Raw genomic sequence first — 23,202 nt, forward strand, 5'->3', positions numbered from 1 at the left:
TGGAGTAGAAGACGATTGGTGAATATAGTATATCGTTCCTATGCACAAAGCCTGTGCAATTGCAAGGGCAAGCCATTTCGGGTTGTAGTTAAACGCCTGCTGAATTCCATTTGCAATGCATGCTGTAACCGCAACGTTAACAGCAAACGTTTGGAGACTTTGAAATGTATAGAAGGCATTCTGCTCTCCCAACGCAACCTCCTAACTTTGTAAGCGAGAATTCACGAATTCGTAGCGGGAACGATGTGCGATTGGATAGGCTCTTTCGTTGAGGTTCGATAGATACTCTGTCAGCTCCTTCTCTGCAACTCTGATAGTAGTTACAAGGGGTACATAATCGTAATTACTCACCCAGATGGCGGCTGATGAGCAGTCAGGCGACCTCGAAGGTTCCACCGATGGAAGCCTTAGAGCGCGGATCAAAACCGCTGTCCGATGTGCCAAAGGCGTTGATCAACCTCGGCTCCAGGGAGGTTTTGTTCGGCGCTCCTAGTGGCGGTCCAGGCGGACTGCCCCTATCGGCGTGCGGTTCCGGTGACGGAGCGATAGCCGGCATGGATGTCCGGGCCCCAGTCGGATCGGAAGCCGTTTGTCATCTCACGGAAAATCACGGAAGGGCGGATTTCGTGCTCACTGGCGTTGTTAACCGGCATGCTGCTTCCGGCGCCAGCCGGTTCTGGCAATCGGACCGAGGTCGCGGTATCGATGGTCCACCGGGATAGGGGCGCCGGGAGCATGAAACGGCGGCAGGCCGTCCCGACCATGAGCTGTGAGCTCGCGTTGTTACATGGCCGCCCCCTACGACTTGCCCGGTTGCGCTGCGAGCGCGGATCCGTAGATGTCGTGCAAGCCCGCCAGCTCCCGAACCAGCACCGTAAGGAGGGAGCATGCGCATTATCGGAATGGATATTCACCGCTCCTTCGCCCAGGTCGCCTTCCTGGTGGACGGCCAAATGACGAAGGAAACCAGGGTCGATCTCGCCCATGACCGCTTTCTGAAATTTGCCAGGACCCTTGAGAAGACGGACGAGGTGGTCATCGAGGCGACCGGCAACAGCATGGCCGTGGAGCGTGTCCTGCGGCCCTTCGTCAAGCGGGTTGCGGTGGCCAATCCCCGGCTCGTGCGGGCCATCGCCTTTGCCCGCGTGAAGACTGATAAGATCGACGCGGCGATCCTGGCGCGCCTTCATGCGGCGGGCTTCCTGCCGGAAGTCTGGGTTCCCGACGATGAAACGATCCGCCGTCGGCGGACGGTCACGGAGCGGATGGGGATTGTCGAGCACATGGTGCGGACGAAGAGCCGCATCCATGCCATCCTGCACGGGAACTTGATCCCGAAATACGAAGGCCGCTTGTTCACCAAGGCGGGCCGGGCCTGGCTGGCCGGCCTGCCGCTGTCGCCTGAGGAGCAGGCCCTGGTCTCCCGGCTGGTGGCGGAGCTGGAACGGGTGAGCGCGCAACTGGCCGAACTCGACAAGGGGATCGCCCAGCAGGCGCTGGACGATCCGCAGGCGCGCCGGTTGATGACCATCCCGGGGGTGGGCACCGTGGTGGCCCTGACCGTTCTGGCGTCGATCGGGACGATCGCTCGCTTTCCGACCCCCGAGAAGCTTAGCAGCTACTTCGGCCTGACCCCAACCACCCACCAGTCCGGCGACCATCCGGCCCGCCACGGGCATATCTCGCGACAGGGCAATGCCGCGGCCCGCGCGATGCTGGTTGAGGCCGCGTGGTCGGCGAAGATGGCGCCGGGGCCGCTGCGGGCCTTCTTCAACCGAGTGCAGAAGAAGGCTGGAGCTGGTGCGGCCGCAGTGGCCACCGCCCGCAAACTGACGGTTCTCATCTGGCATGTGCTGACCGAGGGGAAGGACTACGCCTACGCCCGCCCGGCGTTCACGGCCATGAAGCTGCGCAAGGCTGCCCTGAAGGCCGGCGCCCCGCGGGAATACGGCAAAGCCGGGCCCAGCCGGGACTACTGGATCAAGGAAATCCGGCAGCGCGAGGCGGAGTATGTCGAGCGTGCCGAACGCGCCTATGAACGGATGGTGGACGCCTGGACGGACCGACCATCGGGGCGTGCCGGATGACGCCCCCGGCGTCAAGGCGGCCGCTCCGCGGCCCCGCGCTGACGCGCGGCTGCGGCCTTGACCCCGGTTTCGTCATCCGGCGTCTGGCCAGCATGCGGTCGACGCCATGCGCCGACCGCATCGGTCGGCACGACGATTCGCACTTCTCAACATCATCCGTGGTCGGCGGCAAGCGGCGACCGCTGATGAAGACAAAGAACTTGCCGCGCCACGCCTTGATTTTGCGCTGCAACTTGCGGCCAGCCGAATGGGCAGCGGGGACACCGAGCAGGTTATCGAGGCGGCGCTCGGCTTTGGCGGCGTAGACGGCGAGTGCGCTGTCCTTCAACTCCGGACTTTGCTTGCCGACACGGATGACCCAGCGCAGCTGATCACAGAGTTTCAGCGCTGCCACACTGTCGCCGCAGTCGACAGCGTACTGAATGTCGCGTAGGAGATGGGCTAGGCAGACCTGATGAGCTTGCCCCAACTCCTGCTGGCCGGCATATCGGTTGGAGACCCATAACTCGGGTCGATGTTCCCTCTGGATGTCGGCGGCCACCGCCCGTCCTCGACTGGGGGCGATGGTGTGCAGAACGGCCTCATCGGACGGGAACACCCGTTGCCCGTGGGTCACGCCATCAACCCGGGTCGTGGTTTCGTCCGAGGCGATGACGGGGGCGGTCAGGAGTTTGGTCTTGATCGCTGCGCAGGCGGCGTCGAGCGCCGCACCCATACGGAAGGTATTGGCCATGGCACCTTCGGAGATGGTCAGCCCGAATACCTTCTTCAGCAGGCGCGACGGCCGCTCGAAACCGACATGATAGCTTGTGGTGCAGGTAGGCCAGCAGGCAGCGGATACCTGGACCGAATGGCACTCCTGGCGGCATAGTCGCAGGCGGCTCAGCCTGATAGCGCCGCCCGCACTGTCTGCAGCGGCCGCCGAACAGTTCGACCCGTGTCACCACCGGGCGGACCTCCGGCATATCAATGTGGTCGTAGCGGAACCGGCAACGCTGCTGGGCTGGTAGGAGCACCGTCTGGCAATGCGGGCAGATCTCGGCGAAACGGCGCTCAGTGCGATCGAGATCAGGCGCGAGCGGCCGCTCGAAACCGGGACGTGATGGTCGTGCTTTACGGCGTCGCTTTGCCTTGCCGGCCTTGCCCCCAGTCCATCCTGCGAGGGCGGGATGTGCCAGTTCGCCGAGGTCTTCTTCGGCTTACCGGCCAAGGCTTCCAGTTCGGCGATCCGCACGGCCATGCGCTTGATCAGCGCCGCCTGCTTGATCAGCAGGGCGTCCTTATCGGGGGCACTCAGGCGGTAGCGCGGCGGAACTGCCATGGAGACGTTGATTCACATCCCGAGGTGCCGCGCAACACCCGATCACCAGACACCTCCAATGCCCAGCTTGCCCAGGCGCCATCAGGCGTTCAACCAGCCCGGCGAGCAATCACACATAATCCGCCTATCCTCATCGTTCTGCTTTCGTGACTGATTCCGATATAGAGGATTTTCGCTAGGTGGGTGTACAGTGCCGTCTGAAAGGAATTAGCTAACGCAACAGGAGAGCCAGTGATCCGCCTGCCGCGCTTTCTTCAACCGCTATTACCGCTCGGTCGCCCAGGTGGTGGCCGTAGTGTATCGAGTGCAATCACAGGCTTTTCTGTGGCGCAGCAAGCTAAAAGCAAGTGGTGTTGGTCGGCCGTCGCAGAGGGGATTGGTTACTACTATAATGTGTCGTCCAAATGGAGCCAATGTGATATTGTAAATGGCGAGTTGGGCCGTAGTGATTGTTGCAGTCCTGGAAACGATAAGGTCTGCAATACCTCGGGCCGCCTTGGGACGGCATTGGCGCGCATAGGGCACCTTGTTCGTCTGCAAGCTGGGCCTACGGCGTTCGTTGATGTACGAAGCGAGATTTCCGCGGGACAGCCGCTTGGAGTTAGAGTCGCGTGGCAAGGTGGGAATGCCCATTTCATTGCTGTACAGGGATATTTTATCGATGGTGCTGGGAACGAATGGCTCGATCTAGTTGATCCTGATCCCATGGTGATCGTCACCACAGAGAGATTCAACGATGTCGCAAATCGGTACCGTGGTAGTGGTAGCTGGACGACAAGTTATTTTACAGCGCGAGCGCCCATAGCTTCTGGCAGCAATCCGCCAGGACCGACGGGGTCAGGAGCTCCGGACCTTCCGGCCCCATAACCGTGTTTAGGGATCAGGCATTTGCTGTCTGGACTAGGAGGTACACATGAGCATCCGGACATCGCAGCAACCTGAAGGTGGTCTGGACCTGATACGCCGAGCAGTGGCAGATCTGCCTACGCATGTATTCAGGGAAGCTAGACAGCGACTAATGGCAGCTCCGCCGCTGCGGGTTTATCAATCTGCCCTAGGCGACCTCAACGATCGCGGGAGTATGGAGCGTGCTGTACCTGTGGCTTGGAGGTACTTGATCGTAACAGACGAGCGCCATCCTTCCGCTGTTGTCACAATGGATCTGCGCAACGACCGCGGAAAATGGTATGTTGGCGCAATTCAGAGAGGGCCGATGGCGCATCTTCTTGCAGAAGCAGCACAAGTTGCGGAAGTGACGGTTGGAAATACGGATGATGAGTACGAGGCAAGAATCTTGGAAATACCGGCGCTCTATAGAGCGGCATTGTGGCTTCACGGACCAAGTGATTTCTACATTCCTTTGGAAAGAAATGACAGGAATTCTTTGGGTGTCGACTCTTACTATCTAAGTCACGTAAAAGAGGCGGCGTCAACGGGGGAGCCGGCCGAATAAACTTCTAGTATGACAAGGTAATACTGTTGATCTCACAGCCCATTTTGAAAAGTGACGCTTGCGGTGTGAGGGGCTGAGACGCCGGCTGTTGAGAGTGTCAGGAATTTCGTGCTTGGCGAAGGCGGTTTCAATCAGGCGGTCATCGACGGCGCACGTCGCAGGGCTCCAGCGCCAGATAGATGCGCACACCGGCCGAGATCGACAGCATCATGGCCGCTCCAGCACGCTGATCACCCGGCGCAATGCTTCGGCATCGACATCCCGACCGACCCGCAGCAGCCGTCCGTCAGCCAACTCGATCTCGATCATGCTGGCACCGCATGGAGCTGGCGGCGTGAGGGGAAGAGCCGGCGTGGTGTCCGCCACCTCCACTGGCGCAAAGACGGGCGGCGGTTCGGCCGGGGTGAGCATCTGGCGGCGCCAGCGGAACAGCAGGCTGGGATCGACCCCGCGCCGCCGGGCGACCAGCGACACGCTCACGCCCGGCTCGCAGGTTTCCGCCACCAGCTGCTCTTTCTCCGCCTGCGACCAATACCGCCGGCGGGGTGCCGCCTCGACGATCTCCATCACCAAGGGTGCGCTTGCCGTCATAGGGACAGCACCAGGACTATCCCTATGACGGCGAGCGCTCACCTTCTCCGCAGCGGCAAAGCGGCGTGACCATCGCCCCAGAGCCCAGCGTCCAATTCCATGAGCTTCAGCGTAGGCTTTCAGCGTCAGCCCGCTGCCCTTCCAGGCCTCAACATGACTGCGCCAATAGCTCTCCAGATCCTGACCCAACATCCTCTTACCCCGCTGAGCTGCGACCAGCGGAATATTTCATGAACCACGATCACGTCGGATGTGTCGTTACGCAACGCTTACGGACTACATGCTGGCCCGCTGGAACGGCTTCACCCGTTTTCTCCGTGACGGCCGGGTCTGCCTGACGAACAATTCCGCCGAACGGGCGTTGCACGGCATCGCTCTGGGCAGACGGGCATGGCTATTCTGCGGCTCGGACCGAGGCGGGCAGCGCACAGCCGCCATGTACAGCCTGATCGTGAACGCCAAGATGAACGACATCGATCCGCGGGCATGGTTGGCTGGTGTGCTGGCGCGCATCATCGATTTGCCGCAAACCCGACTCGACGAACTGCTCCCTTGGGAATGGAAGCGGCTGCATCAGACGACCACTGCGGCTTGAGCACACATATGACCAGGACCCGCACCCTCAGGACATCGAGCTGACCGGCCGCCGAGCGGCCGCGTCACCCACCGGATGGATACATCAATTCGAGCAGGGCGGCGGCATCGCCGCCTCGGACCGAATAGTGGCTGATCCGGTCGCTGGTCGGCGGCGCCACGGCGACGACCCAGGTCGCTTTGAACAGGTCGAGCGCCATCAGCAGGATCCCGTCCGAGGGTGAGGCGGACGAAGGGGGCGGGATCAAAGTTCGAAGCTGCCTACCCCCAATGAGGGGTCAACTTTGCTCGCTGAAACACACCAGATGGGCATCACTCCGTCAGACCGCGAGGCTTTCGACAGAGCAAGGCACTCTAAGCATCAGATTGGTGCGCCCTCCCGTACAGGTGCGCGAGGCCCGGCCCCGTACGCTCCTTCCCCGGCCTCTTGCACCGTTTCTGCACCATCCGTCGGCCTTGATGCCCTGTTCCCGGATGACGTCTCAGAGCCTCAGTGTTGCGCTCTCATGCCGTTGGAGGTGGGTCGAGCCGGAATGATCCTGGGTCAAGGCTAAGTTCGCGAAGAGCTGGGTCGAGCCTGAACCCCTTCTTGTTGATCTTTGGATCATCGGGTGCATCGACCCAGCGGGGTGCAATCACTTGTCTGGAGCCGCCCACGCCGCTGTTGTTCATGGCCGCGAGAAGTTGCGTGACTATGCGTTGCTGGGCGGTCCGCGCTCCCGCAGCGTCCGGTTCTCCTACCGCCTTCCAAACGGCTTCCAGCTTGGGGCCCATGTAGCCACCTTTCACGACGTGGGCCGGGCGGTAAACATGCCAGCGGGTCACCAAAGCCATCGCCTGCTCCGAGGAAAAGATGTCCGACAGCGTGGCAACGCTGTCCTTTCTGAGAGGCGTCGATGCAATGCTAGCCAGCCGAAACCGGGCCATGTCCCACATCCGCGACCGATAGCCCGGGACAGAACGCCCCGCCATTACCCATCGGTAGAAGGCGTGCCAGTTGCGCAGATAGGCACCTTCATTCCTGATCTTCCGAATCAACTTAACTGCCCAGGTCTCGCTCTCAAGTCCGATACCGCCAAAATAGGCACGCAAAGACTTATTCCAACATTTTCCAAAGGCCTTATCGGATTGGATGCCAAAAAACCCAATGGCTTTGCTGTATCCATCAAATCCGCCAGCGCGGCTTTCAATCGCTTTGAGATAGGCTATGTAGGCCGCCAACTCTCCATCGACCGCCTTCGCCGTCCAGTGAAAAGGACCAACCGACACTGCAACATCATCATATGAGTTCACAGAATCAAAGAATCCGTTGCATTCCTGTTCGGATATTGCACGAATAACTTTGAAGGTGGAGAGCATTTCCGCGTTTCCCGGTGAACGAATACTCTCGCTGGACACACCACAAAGGGATTCTGGCAAAATCTCAGCATCAGGGTGGCAATGGAACGGCGGTTCAGACACTGGCCCACCCCAATCCTCCCAGGATTGGTAGCGACCAATTGCAACGAGATCGCTCAATTCCATGGTGTCCGGCGGGGCGCCCCCGTAATATCCAGTGAAATCGGCGACGAACATACGGGTCTTCGGCACCACCAATTCGTCGTGAGACCAGAGATTCCCATAGCTCGGGCGTGGCTCTTGACGCGGACGGCCGTTCTGATCCAACTCATCGGCGAGGAACGCACTGATCACAACCGGGCAGCGAAATCCACCGCGTTTCCAGAGACCAATCAGATGCCGCGTCTGCTGATTGGCACTGCCGCTCACGTGCCCCTTGTAGATCGCCGGATTGGCGCAGCCCTCTATGTTGCGGTAAAGTGGTAGTTCCGCCGCCGACGCGCCACGGATGCGCGCGATCTGTGACATTTTAGCGTAAATTTGAAATTCACGCAGCGCCCACTCGAGCTTCTGATATTGGTTCTCGGCATCCGTAGTTGCCAACGCGAAGCCGAGTTCCGCGAGATCGTCTCGCAGTGCTTTGTGAAAAGGTCCAGTCCCCTCCTCTGCATCGGCGCCGATCACCGCGTCGGCAACGGGATCGTTGGCACAGCCGTCGACGAGGTGTTTGCGCACGTGTTGTAGAAACAGTCGCGTCGGCACGATTTCTTGCCGCGTATCCGCGCGATCCGTCGGATCGCCTTGTTGGAACTCCGGTCGCTGCCACGCTAGGGTCACGGTGAGAGCGCAGACACCCGGAGCATCGCTGGTGACGACGGGCATGGGAAGACGAACCGCGTCGTCATCGCTCCCATCGTCACGTTCGCCGCAGGTAACGGGCGCATCGTAGCGACCAGCCAGGAATCGAGAGAGCGCGTGAGGCCCCCAAGCAGGATCTCCCGGCTTTATAAGGCCACCGGCGTCCGGCGCCCTCATGATGATCCCGTTCTTCAAACCCTTTGGGGACAACAGCGACTGCTCCAAGAACTCGCGTGTGAGCTCGACCGGGCCGTACCAGGCTAATATCGGAGCCCTACCGAGAGCTGGGATCGCATGCATGTCTAACGCGGCGGTGTGCCACGTTGAAACTGCACGAACAAGAATGATCCCCTTTCTCGGGAGCCGTGCGTAACTCGCATCGGATATCCGGCCGTCATCGATCTTCAGAGATTCCGGTGTGGGCAATGCGCCCGCCTGATCCGGATCAATCTTGAACCGCATATGCCCTGGAAAGATCGGCCGCACCTGCGGCGGATTCTGCGGCGCCGGAAGGGGAAAACGCAATACGAGGCTTTCTGACGGAGGCGTCGTCGAGTCCGTGCGGGGATCGAAGGGTGTTTCTGTAACGACCAGACGGTCGATCTCGCTCCCGATCTTTGCCCGGTCCGCGGCGTCGAATGGAAAGCGCAGGCGCACGACTTTGCTCATTAGCGCTGAACTCCTACACCGTCAAGACAATGTCACCGCCATGCGCTTGGCGGCCATAGCCGATAGCGACCAGTTCGTAATGCCACTCCCCAGCCTTGGCGCCGGCGGGCAACGCATCGCTGAAACGCTGGCGGTCGCCGTCGCACCTCGATCGGGTGAACCCGTAGGCTCCTGGCGCGCGTCGGCGCACCTCGATCCAGCGGTACTCGTCACGATTCCGCCATGTGAGCTCGATTGCTCCATCGCCCAAATAGCGGGCGGCAAGGTCGGTCGGCGGCCGGAGTTCCCCCAATGCCATGGCCGTCACCTCATTCGATTCCAGACCGCGGATCCGTGTCCGGGCTAGTCCCCAGGGATCCGCAGGATCAAGCGCGTGCCGGACGGCCACGACACGGAACTGCGTCGGCTTGCCGGGCACTTGATCGACCAGTTCGGCGACGAAGCGGGCGTTCTCTTCGGCGGCGAGCATGCCGGGCAGATAATCGGCGACCAGTCGCCACCCGTCGTTGCCAGCCCCGTCGCTAACCTCAACCACAAAGCCGAGATCGTCCAATGGCCCACCCTGCGTCCATTCGAGCCGCAGCCTTCGCTGCCGATCATCGACGACCGGCGGGGCGGTCGCTCGCAGGAGATTGGGCGGCGGGGCGATGCGCACATCTGGCACGCGGATCGGACCGATGGCCTCCGACCATGGGCCGGCCTCTTCGGTGTCGCTGATGGCCCGCACCCGGTAGAGAGAGCGCGTCGGCGCGCGCCCAGGAAGCCGGTCCGTGAACCGCGGACCGATGACTTGGTTCGACCGCCGCTCGAACAGGTCTAAACGGCGGGCCGCGAGATCACGCAGATCGTCGTCGCTCAAAGCGTTGGGCTGGTAGCCGAAATGCCCCTCGAGTACACGTTCCACCTCATAGCGGGCAGCGCCGGGGACGCGCTCCCAGGTCAGTTCGTATGTTGCGTCATCCGCATACCGCGCTCCAGGTTTCGCCCATTTCACACCTCGGCTGGGTTTGGGCGCCGGCGGCGGCGCCTTGCGCCGGATGACGATCCGTCGGCTCACAGGAGCGCTAACATTGCCCGGCAGACCTGATGTGTCGGTCGGCGGCCGATTGGGCTTCCCGTCGGTCGCCGTCACATGCAAGTCGAGCACGCCCGCGTGAAAATCTATTGGTTCGCCGCGGTATTCCGTTGGAATCGCAATGGAAAGGACGTCGGGGTGGCGCGGATATGCGATGACGGGCGATCCCATGATGGCGGCTTGCCAATTCGGAATTTGATCCAACTGATCGATCATGGCGGCGCGCGGATCCCGATCCTCGAGGTCCTCGAAGAGCCAAAGATCTGGCCCTTGCGGAGTCGCCGCAAAGGAAGCTCCAAAAAAATGCAGATACAGATCCAGCGCCTCGCTTGGCGGCAACGTCCCGTCCACAATGGGGGACACGCGGATCGCTATGGCTTTGCGCGGCCGGGACCCGCGTTGCTCCAGTTGAGCGTCAGCGATGGTCAGAGCTATGGGCGAGCGGCGATTCTCCGCGCTACAATGCACAAGGTTGGACGCCGCTTCAGTTGCGTAAACGACCGCGTCCCCTGGCGAAGGAGCAAGCCCGGCCGACTTGCGGACGCGAACGGTGGCGCCTAGGGTCGTTGGCTCATCGCGCAGAATGAGAAATTGAGAGGAAGGCGTGACGAGCCGACAACCGGCAAGTGTGCGCCCAACATCCCGCGGGATGGCGGCTCCCTTCGGTGCGAGCGGGTCACCAAGGGTAACGTCCGCCTGCACGTGTGAGAGTTCCCCCAGTTTTTCGTGATCGATCCGCGTCACGATGACCGGCCGGGTGGTCTGGAGGCTCCAGGTGACCGCAACGCGGAACCCCGCGCAGTCGGGCGCCGCGAAATCCTCGCGCGAATCCCACAGAATCTCGATTGGCACGCTGACCCTCTGCGCGGCACCATCGACGTCCAACGCGAGCGGCGGGGAGCCTCCAAGCCGCGGCGGCGGTGGAGAGAGGTCGTCGACGAGCGTGACACTATCTTCCGTCGCCCTGCTCCCAACGACGCCAAACAAATCGACACCCCGTACACGGTAACTGCACTCGCCCTCCATTGGCGGCCACTGCATGCTGGGCGCGTCAATCCACGCCGGCGGCGGGGGCCCTTCCGCCGGCGGCTTTCGGAGGATCACCCGGCTGGCGCCCGGCAACACCTCGAACTCCTGCCCCTGCACGGGCGGCTGGAGACGCTCCACCTGATAAAGGACAGGACCATGTGTCAGGAGCCTCTTGGGTCTGGGTGGAATCGGCGATTCCCAAAACAGTGCCGCCGCGTACGCGGGCGCGCACGGAAAGCGATCCCCTGAGCAGAACGGCGGCAAACCCTGAGATTTCCGTGGCCAAGCATCCGGTTTGCCGGGCTTGAAGGCAGCGAAGAGCGGATGCTCGACCGGCCGGCCCAGACGAGGCTCGATCCGCAATGCAGATGGAGGGTCCGGATCACACACCGAGTTCCCGTCAAGCGGATCCGTCTCGGCCACGCTGCCCTCGCCAACAATGAGCCTATAGCGGATCTTCGTTTGGTCGATCAGCCCCTCCGGCAGGAGATCATCCCACCCAAGACCAAGGAATTTTGCGTATTCGAACCGAACAGCCAGCGCGAGGAGATTCCTCACAGCCGCTTCCCTATAGAAGGACATTACGTCGTGAAGACGCGTGGGATCACCCTGCTTAATCTCATCAATCGTCGGGTATTTTCCTGTGCGCCAATACAGCTCCGATAGGACCGTGTTCTCGAGATGCGTGTCCCCCATGTGGCTACTGATGTCGTTGAGGGCACTGAGTCTCTCGGCACGATCGACGCGAGGAGCGGCGAATCGCAGCACGGGCGCCAGAGACACCAACATTGGGATTGCGTCATCGGGAAAGTAAGGGCCGAACGGGGCCTCCCCGGAACGATCCGGCCGCCGTGCTCGAGCGTCTGCGATGATTTTCATCTTATCGACGGTCGCCACCCCATGGTTCATGACTACGCCAGGCAAAAGCAGCGGTCCGTCGGTGTTGAAGACCGGATCCGCTTCCCCATTTTCGTAAACGCGCAAGACGTAGAAACCGTTGGGGGGAAAGCCCAATTCGGGACGCAACGCCCACCGGACACCGAACACCACACGATTGTCCGGTGCGTCCAGTTTTCTGCGGCAGGCAATTATGTCAATGTCCGTGCCATGAGACAACTTTCCGTTTATCGACGGGACACGCGGCGGCAGTTCGATCGTCATTGGGGCAGTTCCAGCGGAATGGCGAGTTCGATCGTTTCGTCAAACCCTTTGCCAGCTATACGCCGCCACAACTCACGATTGCCGGCAGGATTGTGCTTCCAGACGATCTTGAAAGCGACGGCGTCCGGTGGCCAAGGCGCCACGGAGGCTGGACCGTCCAGCATGGCGAAGAACCGGGTTCGGTCGGGGTTCGGCAAAAGCCGTGTCGCGCGTCCGTCGAGTGTCAGCGTCAGGCGCCCGGCCTCATCGTCAAGCGGTTCCGGGGCTTCCATCAGAACCCCCATCAACCCTGCGGGACCGTATACCGGGCTGAGGCGCGTCTTCTTCGTCACCGCGACGACAGGCACGCCGCAGACGCGCGCAAAGGCGTCGAACTCGTCCACCAATGGCATGGACGTGAGACGCACGCCCCGAGGAGCCACCTCCGGCTCGTTGATTTGGCTCTTGTCCATTCGGTTCCGGAAGAGAGCGGTGAAGGTTTCATACGCGGAGGTGGTAAAGCTCCAAGTGGCCAGGATCGGCACATCCTCGTCTTGAGGCGCTCCGTTCAAGGTGACGACAACGATGTGCGCCATGTAGCGAGTGGTTGGAGCAAGCTTCACGGTGCTGAGCGGCAGCGCCAATTCACTCTTATGCTCCTCGCGGTATGGTTCTCCCTCGACGCACGTTTCTGGATCCCGTGTGTAGATTTCGCGCCACCACTGCTCGACCGGGGGCGGCTCGGTGGGCCCATCTTGGTTGACGAGAGGCAGGAACACGTCGCCCTTGTCGTTGGTGACGAGGTTGCCAGAGCCGTCGAACAGGCGGAGCGCGAGTCTGCGCCTTTCTGCGCGGTACAGAGCCGGAACGAACGCCTCCTTGAAGCGTATGACGAAGTCGTAGCCCGTGTAGACGGGACGCGCCCCATCGGCCGGATAAACGCCGGCAATGGCGTTCGCGAGGGCGCCGGGGTAATCGGGCGCCGACCTCGCCCTGAAGCGATAGGTGTGGTGAAAAGGCGTGACCGAAACGGCCGCTGTCGTGTCATGCAGATACAAGCGCTTTTCGCCGGCAATCACGAGGTCGTAGGTTTCGCCAGGTCGAAGCAACTGGTCGCCAGGTTGTATTGACCATTCCTCGATGCCCGCCGATCCGGTACGGCTGATGACCTCGACGGAGCCAGGAGGCGACACACGGTCTCGGCTCCAGCAAAGACGAACAACCGCCCATCCGGCCTCGCCCCAGGCTGACGGCAGCGTAATCCAATCCTCCGTTCCCGCAGGACGCGACAGCATCTCCTGGCGCATCTCCTCCAAGGGCCCACCGGGCACGTAACGCGCCAGATGGGCCTCGACTTTGGTCACGTTCTTCGTTGGCAGGAAGGCGACGACGTCAGAATACTGGTAGAGAATGCCCCCGACGTTGTCGCGAATTCCCTTTGCTGGATCGACATCGGCGTTGAGCGTCCAGCGATATATCCAGCCGTTCTCCAGGCGGCCATGGCCGATCTGCATTCCCGCCAGAGAGACGCACACCGTCTCCGGCGAGTTGTCTTCCTTGAGGCAATAGTCGATCTGGCTGTCCTCCGCGCCTCCGCCGCTGAGGGAGCCGCGACGGCCAAAACGGTCGGAGGACAGGAGTTGCAGGCACGTGTTTGGTGGACGCGGCTCGTGCCTTTGAGTCGAGCCTGGAATGCTCCGGCTTGCCGGCGACTTGACCCATGTGCCGAACAATGTCGGTGTGGCGTTCGGGTCGCTGCCGCAGACGAGTTCCAGGCGGGTGAGCACGTAGCTGGCGCTGTATCCCGACTGTTGGGCGATGGCTACGGGGCGAACCTTCTCATGTCCGTGGAAGGATGGCCCCTCCTGCGACATGGACTTCGCGAAATCAATGGTCAGCACGCTGTGCGGCCACACGTCCGAAATGGCGCCGCTCGACGCCTCAGCGAGGGGGACGACCCCGTCGTCCACCTTCCGATCCGCGCCCTCTGGGGCGGGCCGCGACGTCCACAGGCGTGGTTCGGCAACAACTGAGACGACAGGGTCGATCAGTTTCGGGGGATCCGGGCGCTCCCACGCAAAGCGGTGAGCCAAGCAGAGCTCCCAGCTATCGAACCAAACATCGATGGTGATGCAGGCCTTCGCGGACACGGCGAACCGCAGGGGATTGGGCACGCATGCATCCACGTCGGCGTTAACCCCAACGCCAAGCGAAAAGTCGCCGCAACCGAGGCCAGCATACCCTTCGAAGGACGCAGACCCCTCCCATTGCGGAGCGTCCCAGAAAAGCCCCATGGAGGCGTTGAGCGATCCGGAAATTTCCGCCCAGAACCCGGCCGCCTCGTAGCGGCTTCCGAAATGAGCGGAAATGCACGTCCGCATGCCACGTGCATCAAGGCACATCCAGTAACTGGCATCAAGGAGCCATTCGCCACTGGCACGGAGCGCGCGGGCCGATACTCGCTCACTCGGCGGCTCCTTGCCGAGTTCCAGCAAGAATTCAAGCGGTTTGTCAAAGTAAAAGCGCGCGTGCGCGCTTCCACCCACGGAAAACAGATCGTCCTTCCCCCACTGCGCCCGCATATCAAACGCCAGAAGGTTCTCCCCGGAGTGATAGGCCAACAACGCGTCGATGGAGCCGGTCTTGTCGTCCTTGAGCCCCTGGCGTCGTTCGATGAAGTCCGCACGCGCCTGCAGAAAAAGGTCCAGATCCGGCAGCGTGACCAGCAGCATTCCCTTGCAGTGGAACACCGTTCCATCGTCGGCCGTCCCAATGACCGCGCCAAGACCAATGGCGCCGTGGCCAGATCGGGGGGTCCACTTGTTTCGCGCGGTGAGGCCGACCGGCTCCTTCAAAAACAGTTCCAGATACTTCTTGTCGGTCGGAGAACCGTGGTTATCCTCAACGGCGGGAGCCATGTTGTAAGCCAGCAGCCCCGACACGCCGTAAAGCGAGAGCCCGGTCGCGCCGATCGGGATTCCTCCTGGGAAAATCTCGGCATCCGCAGTCAGGAAGAAGTAGTTGAGCCCATCGTCGCGCCCCGCTTCAACGGTGATGTCGAGGCGAACATCGAGCGCATCGAGATTCAAATGCCCTTTTCCGAGGAAGCGTGGAGACGCGCCCTGCTTGTAGGAAATCGTCACACCGGCGTCGAAACTGCCGGGGACACCGAAGGCGACGCCGATGCCGTCGAACCGCACGTCGACGGTCGACGTATCCTGATACCATGTCACCACCAACCCCTCGACCGAGGCGCCGGCCGGAAGGCCGCTGATGATTGAAACGTCGGCGGACAGCGCGAGCTCCAGGGCGCGTTGGGGGCCCGGCGGTCGCGCTAGGCGGAACGAGGTTAGTGTGAGTTTTGCGAAATGCCAATCGGCCACCAACGGCGCGGCGATCGCGATGCCGGAACCCTCGGGCAGGATGATGCCCGACGATGAGCCGATGCCGATCTCGTCGAAGACGAGCGCTGGCCACTTCCCTCCTTGAATGAGTGGCGTGAGCGTCCCGGATAGGAACACGACCCATTCGCCTTTGACTTGCTCGAGGCGGAGCGATTTCACTCCAAGGCGGAACAGGTCCTTTATGGAAACGGTGAACGCAAACGCGGGCTCCGCGCCCTCCGCCGCCTCATCGTCCTTACTCACCGCCATGGCGCCTGCCACGTTGTCGGATTCCGGCTGGCCGTCCGTTTGCTCGTCTGCATCGAAGTCCTGCGGGCGGCGGCCGCTCGACGGCTGCGCGGCTATCGGCAACAGCGCAGCCCGCACGCCGTCTCGCCCAAAGGATACGTCAAGACCAACCCAGGTTTCCTTGCCATCTTCATCGAGCGGCGCCAGATGGACGTCCGCAAGCAGCGACGCCTCCCGGAGGGCTCCTTCCACGAGTTCGATGGTGCAGTCGCGCAGACGAAAGGCGAAACCGAACAGCTTGCCCGTGATGGCGCCCGCCTGGGTTAGGCGGAAGCGGCCGCTGAGGCCACTCGCCCCGATGAGCACGTCTTCGGCCGTGATCTCGACGGCGCCCCCGCCCTCGGTTGCCACCCAATCCTTTGGCAACTGAACCGTCGCCCGCTTCATGGACACCGCGCTTCCGCCGGCTCTGGGATCCTCGACGACCGAGATGCCGGAGGCGGACAGGAGGAGATCAGTGCCGGCGAGATAGGCGGCCGTCAATTTCGCTTCGTGAAATCCGTCGAAGGATATACCCGAGGGGGAAAGCGTCAGCCCCCCCGATATTGTCAACTCCGCCCCCTTCGAGCGGTCGTCGGCACGGGCGAGGACTTCGGGCGCGACGACGAGGCTCGCCGTCAACTTCGTCAATTGCAGCGCCAAGTCCGGCCCCACCGTCAACACGGCGCCGGCGCGTCCCCAGCCGGCCGCCGTGGCTCCGATGCGGATGCTGAAGGCGTCGAACCCAGGCAATTGGACGGCGGGAAGCGCCTGTTCGAAGAACAGATCTGTTTCGATCACCACATTAACGCCATCGGTTCGGCTGAACGCATTGGCAAAGTAAATGGAGGAGACGAGTTTGCCCATCTCCTCACCGCTACCGGCGACATCGATAGAAACGTGTTCGAAAAGGGGGAAGTCCGCGGGATCGACCAAATCAGACAGGGGCTGCAAAGAAAACGTGTCAGACAGGGGCACCAATGCAGCGTCCGCACTCCGTTCTAACACCGCCCCCTCCCTTTCCGAGTTTCCGCTCCATAGTGTCACACCAGGTATCTTGCTCAAACATCGTTTGCATAACTATTTGTTTGTACTACCAGCGTTAGCGCCCGCAACGATTACCTCTTCCGTTCCGGGCTGCTGAAGTGTTTTACGGTAGCTTATGCGCATACCAGGATATGCAATTGCCCGCCGTCCTCGGATGCGACTGGTGGATTGCGAGGCTGTTTCTGGCAAGCTCGGGGTTGAATGCGGCTCGGAATCGGTGAAGTGGGGTGTGCGTCAAGCCACCGTGCAGATTCCGATGAAGCCGGCCGGGTATTCCGATTTGAAGGCGGCCACCGTTCCGAACTGAAGCCGGCCAGCGTTCCGAAGGAAAGCGGCCGGGGTGGCGTATCCCCGCGAGGCGTTTCGGAACGTGTCAACGCGAATGAGACAGCCGGGATTCGAGTTCAAGCTCGGGAAACTTGGGTGATCGGAGGCGCCAGCAAACTGGTTGCCGCGTCCGTCCGCTTGCAGGATGCCGGCGGGCTCAGGTCGCACAAGGCCCTTCCGTCCCGCCCTGTGGGGCGGGTCCCTCGAGAAGAGCCTTGCCCGCCCCCTCGCGCGCCGGCGTGTTGGATGGCAGGCCGGGACGGCGGGATGGCCGATCTCCAGCCGAACACCGGGATGACAGGACTGAGCATCAGCTCGCCTTCGGCTCGGCCGGCGGGTTGAGCCATACGGCAGCTGGCGGTGCCGGCGCTTCAGGCGGCTTGCGGACGAAGCGCTCGGGATGGCGGCGATGCCCCTCATTGAGCACTGCCTGACGCGCGGCGCAGATCGCAGCGGTGTCGCCGTAGTGCACCTGGTGCGGGGTCATCAGCGCCAGCCCGGAATGTCGATGTTCGGTGTTGTACCAGCCGAAGAAGGCGCGGCAAAACGCCTGGGCATCCTGGATCGAGCCGAAGCGGTCTGGAAAGGTGTGATGGTACTTGAGCGTCTTGAACTGCGCCTCGGAGAACGGGTTGTCGTTGGACTGCTGTGGCCGGCTGTGGCTGCGTGTCACACCGAGATCAGCCAGCAGCTCGATCACCGCCTTGGCCTTCATCGCCGCCCCGCGGTCGGCATGCAGCGTCAGCCGGTCGCGGGTGATGCCCTGCTTGCGCACCGTCTGGCGGATCAGCCGCTCGGCCAGTGCCGCGCTTTCCCGGTAGGCCACCGTCCAGCCCACCACGGCGCGGCTGTAGATGTCGAGGATGACGTAGAGGCACAGCCACGTGCCCTTGACCGGGCCCTTCAGCTTGGTAATGTCCCAGCTCCACACCTGGTTGGGGCCGGTGGCGAGCAGCTCCGGCTTGCTGTAGGTCGGGTGCCGGCGCTGCTGGCGGCGCTCGCGCACCTCATCGTTGGCGGCGAGCAGGCGGTACATGGTGCGCACCGAGCACAGGTACTGCCCTTCATCGAGCAGGGTGGCGTAGACCTGGGCCGGGGCGGCATCGACGAAGCGGTCGCCATGCAGCAGGTCAAGCACGTGACGCGCTCACCGCCGCTCAACGCGCGTGGTGGAGGGGGGCGATGGCTGGGTGGACGGGGTGGACCAACCCGGCGCCGCCGGTCGCGATGACGATAGAAGCTGGCGCGCGGCACACCAAGCGCCCGGCAGGCGGTAGAAACATCCACCGCCGAAGCCGCCTGCTCAATGGCGGTCATCATTTGCTCTCGCCGTGGTCCATCGAGGGCAACGGAAGTCCCAGCACGTCGGAAAGTTTTTTTGGAGATCAATGACCGCCTCGGCGCGGGTGAGGCGCTCACGCAGGCGTGCATGCTCCCGCTCCAAGCGCTCCACGTCGCTTTTCAGAGGATTGGCCGGCGGGGTCTTCGGCCCCGGCTTGGCCGGGGCGAGGCCGCGCAACTGCCCACCATCGCGTTGGCGGCGCCAACGGGTGACATTCGAGGAATACAGCCCCTCACGGCGCAGGATGGCGCCAATCTCCTTGGGGCCGGCGCGGTCGATCTCCTCCAGCACGCGCAGCTTGTCGGCGACGCTGAAGGTGCGGCGCTGCGGGCGCTCGCTCACCTCCGGGTCGGGAGTGGACACGGTGGTGGAAACAGGGGGGAGTGTCGGTGTGCTCATCAGGTCCTCAACAGCGCCCTCTACCGATCATTTCAGCAGGCGGCTGTCTCACTCGACGTTGGCACAGAGGGCTTCGGCGGGTGCCATCCCTCAGCGTTGAGGATATCGGCGATCGCAGGGGCCTTCAATTTGGTGGCATGAAGCGTTTGGATGCACGACATCAACTCTCCACAACCACTCAACTGCCGGAGCTCCTTGACCGGCCGGATCAACTGGTGTTCGGTTCGCTCGCTACCGGCCCAGTGGCATTCAACGCGGACCAGTTCAGTCTCGCCCTCGACGGTAACTACGACGCGCTCCAGGATCGTTCGGGCAATCGTCTGCCGGTCGTGCGCCGTCGTCGTTGGGGCGTGCCAGAGTGCCGGAATGTCCGTGGTCAGGCTTCGAATGGCTTCGCGTTCCTCGTCCGTCAGCGGCATCGGCTGGGTTGCCAGGAAGCGTTCATGCTCGGCTTTCAGCATCAGCTCGTCGGACAAAGCCTGCTCCCACTGGCGCTCCAAGCTGCGGGCGACCAAACGGTTCTCCGGCTCAACCGCATCGAACTGACGTCGAGCCCGGTCGGCTTCGTAGCGGGCGCGCTCCAACCGCTGACGCCACTGACGGTGCAGGGCGCCCCGTTCCAACTCGATGTCTTCTGCGAGTTGGAGGCTGGCTTCCACCGCGACTGGTTCCAGCGCCCGGAGGATCAGCATCTCGACCAGAGCGTCCAAGGCTCGTCCGCTGAGGGATTGGCACACTGGAGCCCCATAGTTCATCGCGTCGCGCGAGCAGGCGTAACGCAGATAGCGCCCGCCATCTGGATAGACCGTCGCCATCCGCAAGCCGCACCGGCCACACACGACAAGACCCGCCAGCAACGATGGGCCGCCCCGGCTCACCCCGGCATAGTCAGTTCGGTTCCTGGCCACCTGCGCGCAAATCCCTTCGTGGGTCTCCCAGTCAATGTAGGCGGGCCGATGGTCACGCAGCAGTACCATTCCCTCCTTCTCACCCAGAAACCGACCGGCTCCGGGCAGTTCCGACGTCCGGCGGCCATCGCTCCGCCGCCGACCATAGACGTAGGCGCCCGCGTATGCGGGGTTAGTCAGCATCCCAGTGAGGGTGAAACGGTTCGGACGATGCCATTCGAGTTCCCCCTTGTTTGGGCCGGAATGGGCACGCTGCGGCAAGTCGATGCCGTGGGTCACGCAGTAGGCGAGCACGCCGTTAATGGTTCGCCGCCGCTCGAAGACATCGAAGAGCAATCGGATCGTCGCCTGGACCTGCTCGTCCGGGTCGAACGCTATGTCGCCCGATGGCCGGCGAACGTAGCCGCGTGGCAGGTTGAAGAAGAGCTCCCCTCGCCGCGCCTTGGCCCACCGCCCCGCCTGCAGGCGTCCCTTGAGAACGTGCAATTCCGCTTCGCTCATTGTGCCCTTCAGCCCAAGCAAAAGGCGGTCGTTGTAGGCAGCAGGGTCGCAGACACCATTGGCATCGGCGATCAGCGTATCGAACTGAGCGCAGATCTCCAACAGCTGGTACCAGTCCCGGCAGGAACGCGCCAGGCGTGACACCTCGGCGCCCATCACGATGCCGACACGGCCGAGCCCGACCTCGGCCACCAAGCGCTGGAAGCCCGGCCGTGTCTCGGCCGAGCTGCCCGAACGCCCGAGATCATCGTCAATCACAACAATCCGCTCGGCCGCCCAGCCGAACTGTCGCGCTCGATCAACAAGCCCGTACTGCAAGCGCGTCGACTCCTGATTGTGCCCGACCTGCTGTAAGGTGGACTGGCGGATATAGACGATGGCGAGCCGATCACGGTGGCGCCCTTTGATCTTATCCGTCGGCAGGATGATGGCCATGGACATCCTCCTCACCTGGAGAGGCCGTTGCTGGTTGCTTCGGGTTCAGTCGGCGCCATGCCAACTGCCCCACCAGAACCGCAAGCCGGTGCCGCCGGCTCACCGGCAATCGGCTCCACGTCGGCAGCAAGGGTTCGGCAGGAGGAGTGGTCGTCATCGCTGCGCCTCTGGAGCCAGCATGCCAACGCTAACAAGGCTCTATGGCCGACGCGTGGTGCTGGATTCAACAGTGAACGCTCTTCAGACGTTTCAACGTGAGGAGATGGAAAATCATATCAAGGCGTGGAAGGCCCACCTCGCCGCCGACCGGACCTCCTGCACCAAGGCGACGGCCAACCAGTTCCGCCTGTTCCTGCACGCCGGGGCGTACTGGCTGCTGTGGAGCCTGCGCTCGCTGATGCCGAAACGCTCCCGCTGGCGCACGGTGCAGTTCGATACCTTGCGGCTGCGCTTGGTGAAGATCGCCGCGCGCATCGTGGAGATGAAGACGCAGATCAAGGTGCACCTGCCGACCAGCGCGCCTGATCAGGCGATCATCCACCTCGCCCTCGGCCGCCTGCCACGACTCATCTGCTGAGCACCGGGGCAGCGTGCCCCAGCCGTCACCCGCTTCCGTCCACCACCAACTCCGCCATCGTCACGCCGCCGTCAGCGCGGCGGCCGACGACGCGCGCCTATGCAGCCCCACGTTGAGCATCTCCACGCGGCGACCAGACCGCTCGTTACCCTGGTGAATAAAGGCGGCTAGGAGATCGCCGAGGGCGGGCAGATGGCTTGGCAGCGGAACAGCAGCCACAAACAGAGGTCGAAGATCGAAGGACAGATCGGTCGCAGGAAGCAAGTCCTCGAACGGGCGCTGCGCTTCCAGTAGGATGCGGCGCAGGCCTCCGAGATCGCCATTGGCGGTGGGACCGGGCGATCTCCGGAACTCGTCGCCTCGCTGCGATACGCCGTCAGAATCCTGTCGTCAACGCAATCGCCTTGCCCGTGGTCCAATGGTCAAACCGAGGGTCAGATCACCAAGCTCAAGCTGGTGAAGCGACAGATTTATGGCCGCGGCAAACTCGACATTCACTAGGCGCGTGTCATCGGCCCTGAACGATGAGGTCCGCACTATCAAATCTGCGACAGAGCCGTTTTTCGGAGCCGATTAACACGCAGACATACCAGACCGCTCCTCAGGCGCAACTCCCTTCTTCATCTTTAAGCAGCATCCTGTTCAGCACCGGTAAGAGCGAGCCGGTCACGAACAAGCTCTCAGCGGATAACCTTGGCCGGGTTCTCTTCGTACGGCGGCGCATAGATCACCAGGAGTTCGGCCGGGGTGTCGCCCAAGGCGACCACGACGTGCGCCTCCTCGGCCGGAAAGAAGCAGCAATCGCCCGTCATCAGCTCAGCCTCCTGGCCGCCAACCTTCACGTTGATGCGTCCGGCCAACACGTAGCACACCTGCTCAAGGTCGGGGTGCGCGTGCGGCAGGGCGCCCTCGCCCGGCTCCAGCGTGCCGTGCACCACCTCGACGTGCTGCGATCCGACGATGTCGCGGCCGATCAGGCGGCGGTTGGTGGTCCCGGTGTGGTTGGCAGGGTGATAGCCTTTCACTTCGCCCTTGCGCACAAAAAAGCGCTTCTTCGTCATTGTGTCTCCTCTCCTGGCTGTTGTTCGGTGTCCCAGTGGAAGGCGGCGAACCGTTCGAGCGGCTCGCGCGGGGTCTGCAGGCCGTTTTCCACGGCCGTCTCGTCCGCGTGACCGAGGGCGATGCCGCAGACGACGACGTCGCCCTCCGGGATCGCCAGGTGCTGCCGGATGATCCTGTGATGCTTGGCGAAGGATTGTTGCGGACAGGTGTCTAGTCCGAAGCCGCGCGCGGCCAGCAGGATCGACTGCACGAACATGCCCAGATCGAACCAGCTGCCGATCTCGAGGTCACGGTCGATGGTGACGATCAGGCCGACCGGAGCGTCGAAGAAGGTGAAGTTGCGGGCGTATTGCCGGTCCATCCGCTCCTTGTCGCCCTTGGCGATACCCAGCAGCGAATAGAGGCTAAGCCCAACGGAGCGGCGGCGCGCCAGATACGGCTCGCGCCAGCTGCGCGGGTAATAATGGAATTCCTCGTCGGCGGCGGCGCCGGTGAAATGCGCGTCGAGCAGGTCGCGGCACAGCGCGTCGCGCGCCTGCCCGGCCACCACATGCGCCTTCCAAGGCTGGATGTTCGAACCGCTGGGCGCACGGGCCGCCAGACGCAGGATATCCTCCACCGTCGCGCGGGGCACGGGGGTCGGCGTGAAGGCGCGGATGCTGCGGCGGGTCCGCAACGCTTCGGACACCGAGGGCCGGGATGCGCCGGAATCCGGCGGTATGGTCATGGGAACGCTCGCACAGTTGCGGTAGGGCGCGGCCGGCTGACCGCGCCTTCA

Annotated in this window: 11 protein-coding genes and 5 pseudogenes; 5 read left to right on the plus strand and 11 right to left on the minus strand. The window is 62.6% G+C overall.

What is annotated here, in order from left to right; translation table 11 throughout:
- Positions 1-902 precede the first annotated feature (902 nt).
- On the plus strand, positions 903-2,087 hold the full coding sequence (locus FZ938_RS16685) for an IS110 family RNA-guided transposase (RefSeq protein WP_149199705.1): 1,185 nt from the start codon (positions 903-905) through the stop codon (positions 2,085-2,087).
- A 142-nt stretch (positions 2,088-2,229) separates the two neighbouring features.
- Here FZ938_RS16685 and FZ938_RS16690 read toward each other — a convergent pair.
- Positions 2,230-3,408 (minus strand): annotated as a pseudogene (locus FZ938_RS16690) (IS66 family transposase); the annotation flags it as partial.
- A 324-nt stretch (positions 3,409-3,732) separates the two neighbouring features.
- Between FZ938_RS16690 and FZ938_RS31560 the strand changes: the two are divergent.
- Entirely contained in the window at positions 3,733-4,275 is a 543-nt protein-coding gene (locus FZ938_RS31560) for a papain-like cysteine protease family protein (protein ID WP_425492059.1), read from the plus strand.
- A 46-nt stretch (positions 4,276-4,321) separates the two neighbouring features.
- A complete protein-coding gene (locus tag FZ938_RS16700) occupies positions 4,322-4,861 on the plus strand; it encodes a hypothetical protein (RefSeq protein ID WP_149199592.1) in 540 nt (179 codons plus the stop codon).
- Between the two features lie 207 nt (positions 4,862-5,068).
- On the opposite strand, the gene tnpA (FZ938_RS31565) is transcribed toward FZ938_RS16700, so the two are convergent.
- Entirely contained in the window at positions 5,069-5,452 is a 384-nt protein-coding gene (tnpA, locus tag FZ938_RS31565) for an IS66-like element accessory protein TnpA (RefSeq protein WP_149199593.1), read from the minus strand.
- 42 nt (positions 5,453-5,494) lie between these two features.
- A pseudogene (tnpA, locus tag FZ938_RS31570) lies at positions 5,495-5,644 on the minus strand (IS66 family insertion sequence element accessory protein TnpA); the annotation flags it as partial.
- Between the two features lie 70 nt (positions 5,645-5,714).
- Here tnpA (FZ938_RS31570) and FZ938_RS16715 point away from each other — a divergent pair.
- Positions 5,715-6,047, plus strand: a pseudogene (locus FZ938_RS16715) (IS66 family transposase); the annotation flags it as partial.
- A 64-nt stretch (positions 6,048-6,111) separates the two neighbouring features.
- On the opposite strand, the gene FZ938_RS31380 reads toward FZ938_RS16715, so the two are convergent.
- The 6 genes and pseudogenes from FZ938_RS31380 to FZ938_RS16740 form a co-directional block, all read right to left on the minus strand.
- The gene (locus FZ938_RS31380) at positions 6,112-6,246 is read right to left on the minus strand and encodes a hypothetical protein (protein ID WP_281399774.1); all 135 of its coding nucleotides are present in this window, start codon (positions 6,244-6,246) and stop codon (positions 6,112-6,114) included.
- A 304-nt stretch (positions 6,247-6,550) separates the two neighbouring features.
- The gene (locus FZ938_RS16720; RefSeq protein ID WP_149199594.1) at positions 6,551-8,911 is read right to left on the minus strand and encodes a hypothetical protein; all 2,361 of its coding nucleotides are present in this window, start codon (positions 8,909-8,911) and stop codon (positions 6,551-6,553) included.
- A gap of 13 nt (positions 8,912-8,924) precedes the next feature.
- A complete protein-coding gene (locus FZ938_RS16725; RefSeq protein ID WP_149199595.1) occupies positions 8,925-12,176 on the minus strand; it encodes a fibronectin type III domain-containing protein in 3,252 nt (1,083 codons plus the stop codon).
- Positions 12,173-16,804, minus strand: a complete 4,632-nt coding sequence (locus FZ938_RS16730) for a hypothetical protein (protein ID WP_149199596.1) — start codon at positions 16,802-16,804, stop codon at positions 12,173-12,175. Before FZ938_RS16730 ends, FZ938_RS16725 begins: the two co-directional genes overlap by 4 nt.
- Before the next feature lie 706 nt (positions 16,805-17,510).
- Positions 17,511-18,941: pseudogene (locus tag FZ938_RS16735) on the minus strand (IS3 family transposase).
- 32 nt (positions 18,942-18,973) lie between these two features.
- Entirely contained in the window at positions 18,974-20,785 is a 1,812-nt protein-coding gene (locus FZ938_RS16740; RefSeq protein WP_174757490.1) for a recombinase family protein, read from the minus strand.
- Positions 20,786-21,038: 253 nt separating this feature from the next.
- On the opposite strand from FZ938_RS16740, the pseudogene FZ938_RS16745 reads away from it, so the two are divergent.
- Positions 21,039-21,362: pseudogene (locus FZ938_RS16745) on the plus strand (transposase); the annotation flags it as partial.
- 680 nt (positions 21,363-22,042) lie between these two features.
- On the opposite strand, the gene FZ938_RS16755 reads toward FZ938_RS16745, so the two are convergent.
- On the minus strand, positions 22,043-22,423 hold the full coding sequence (locus FZ938_RS16755; RefSeq protein WP_149199598.1) for a cupin domain-containing protein: 381 nt from the start codon (positions 22,421-22,423) through the stop codon (positions 22,043-22,045).
- Positions 22,420-23,151 carry a nitroreductase family protein gene (locus FZ938_RS16760; RefSeq protein WP_149199599.1) on the minus strand — a complete coding sequence of 244 codons (732 nt, stop codon included), beginning with the start codon at positions 23,149-23,151 and terminating at the stop codon, positions 22,420-22,422. The genes FZ938_RS16755 and FZ938_RS16760 overlap by 4 nt, the downstream gene beginning before the upstream one ends.
- Positions 23,152-23,202: the final 51 nt, after the last annotated feature.

The organism is Azospirillum oryzae (genome assembly GCF_008364795.1).
GTDB lineage: Bacteria > Pseudomonadota > Alphaproteobacteria > Azospirillales > Azospirillaceae > Azospirillum > Azospirillum oryzae.